Origin of the sequence: Acinetobacter sp. MD2(2019) (assembly GCF_035615615.1) — a bacterium.
Taxonomy (GTDB): domain Bacteria; phylum Pseudomonadota; class Gammaproteobacteria; order Pseudomonadales; family Moraxellaceae; genus Acinetobacter.
Window position 1 is genome coordinate 1 of record NZ_VTDU01000055.1, and the last position, 2,045, is coordinate 2,045.

A 2,045-nucleotide genomic window follows, 5' to 3' on the forward strand; every position below is an offset into this window, starting at 1 on the left:
AATTCTATAAAGAATGGCTTCAATAAAATTACGTAAATTTGAGTTGTGGTGAATCGATAAATTACGGAGAATAGGTTTCAACTTTTGCCAGTGTTGATCTGTCAGCATGGTACGAGGCATAGCGAATAGTAAAATTGGGTTTGGCGATTTGATTTTACTACTTCGCTATTTTTTATACTAAAAGTGTCAACACTCTCTAGGTACGTGAAAGATATTTAGCACCTTCCAAACATTTAACTTTAATTGAATGAGATAAAACTAACATAAATTAGACCGGTCGTCTATTTTACAGTTAAAATTTTATATTCGTTTTTTGTATTTAATGTCATTCAAAACCTAAAAATGATTTTTTTTGCTTTTCGCATTGCTGTTTGAACTTTAAGACACTCTATCAAATGGTAGAGAAATTTTATCGGTGAGTAAGCTCGAATGTAGCAAATGAAAATTTGATGACATTTAGCACACATCAAAGTGATGTGTGCTAAAAAACAGGTAATGTAACTTAGATAAACTGTCTCCGACAAATCCAGTACGATTCAAGCATGTCCGCCATTCAAAGAAGAAGCTGAAAATTTTATCTTCAGATGATTCGGTGAAGAAAATCATTTTCTTAGCGACATCGAATGCAGCTAAAATATAGACAATTCTAATCTTGTACAGCAGTGCTGCTCATGGCATTCAGCAATAAATTTGTTTACGATCCATTTCGATGACCGATTAAAAGGTCATTTATAAAAAATGGAACTTACACAAAATAATGTACAGGCTCCTTAGGCTTGCCTTTATAATTTTCAGTTGCTGAGAAAACAAGTTACAGGCTCGGTTTATGTCTTTCAACCTCTTCAAATAATTCTTGTAAATATGGACGTGTTTTAGCATTTCGTTTCAAAGCATTATATACAGGTACACCATATTTGTTTTTTTTGTATGGATCTGCTCCATGCTCAATTAGTAAATTAATAATTGCGACATCTTCTAGCAAAGGTGCTTTTACAAAGACTTGCCATAACACATTTAATCCATCTATATTTTCTAAATTTAAATCTGCTCCTGCTTCTAACAATAACTTTGCAGCAGCATAATTATGCTCTCTTACAGCATAATGTAAAGGAGTCATTCCATAACAATCTTGAGCATTAACGGGTACTCCATGATCTAAATAAAACTGTATTGTTTCTTTAGGCGATGGATTTATTAAATTTGTCCGATGTAAATAATTCCAATGCTCCGCTTCTGTAACTTGTCTTGGATCAAATTGTTGTTCAGCTACCATTTGCTTTAAAAAAGCAATATCACCCTCTCTGTTTGCTCTTACAATTTGTAAACCTATATCATCTTCATAAATATCTTTCATATTACTTATCTCTTCCTTTCAAAAATAGGTGCATATCATCTAAAATCTCTTTTAGCTCGCCACGACCAGGCTTTTCTCCCTTATGACTTAAATTCTCAGTTGCGTTCTCTATTTTAAACTTATCTGGTCTTGAATTAACATAATCATTGAATTGTTTTTGTGTCATTCCTACTTTTTCAGCCGCTTCTACTAAACGTCTATGCTCAGAACCATAAATATGACCATAGTGATATGGCGGTTCTATTACTTTCTCAGTAAATGGATCTATATACTTACCATCTTCTGTTCGATCATATCTATCATTAATTTCACGTTTGGTTTCAGCTCTTAGTGACGGTCTTGTTAAATCTGTTTCAATTTTATCTGGGTCACTTGTAAAGCGCCCCTTCTCATCGTGATATAAACCTTGCGCATCTTTTTTTGCCCCCCTTAGATCAAAGCCTCCTGCCTGCGATACCACCACATCTTTACCATCTATCTTAACAGTCTTTTCACCAGCACCTCTGCCTCTACCAAGCCCAACAAGCTCTGCTAAGAATCCAATCCCATCCTTAGTACGTTGAACTTGTTCACTGACCTGCTCAGTAGAAACGTCGCCCTTTTGTTGTAACTTTTCCGTTGTCAGTTGTGATACCGTTTCTCGATCACTTTCTCTTACAATAGCTGTTACCTGATTCTTGAGAGTATCTAC

The 2,045-nt window shown here is 34.8% G+C and carries 2 protein-coding genes and 2 pseudogenes; 1 reads left to right on the plus strand and 3 read right to left on the minus strand.

Going from position 1 to position 2,045, the window contains the following annotated elements; translation table 11 throughout:
* Positions 1-120 (minus strand): annotated as a pseudogene (locus tag I2F62_RS12960) (IS5/IS1182 family transposase); the annotation flags it as partial.
* A gap of 424 nt (positions 121-544) precedes the next feature.
* Here I2F62_RS12960 and I2F62_RS12965 point away from each other — a divergent pair.
* Positions 545-735 (plus strand): annotated as a pseudogene (locus I2F62_RS12965) (IS256 family transposase); the annotation flags it as partial.
* A 76-nt stretch (positions 736-811) separates the two neighbouring features.
* Here I2F62_RS12965 and I2F62_RS12970 read toward each other — a convergent pair.
* Both I2F62_RS12970 and I2F62_RS12975 read right to left on the minus strand, forming a co-directional pair.
* On the minus strand, positions 812-1,354 hold the full coding sequence (locus I2F62_RS12970; RefSeq protein WP_324627402.1) for an ankyrin repeat domain-containing protein: 543 nt from the start codon (positions 1,352-1,354) through the stop codon (positions 812-814).
* Between the two features lies 1 nt (position 1,355).
* On the minus strand, positions 1,356-2,045 hold a 690-nt coding region (locus I2F62_RS12975; RefSeq protein ID WP_324627403.1), incomplete at its 5' end, for a GH-E family nuclease.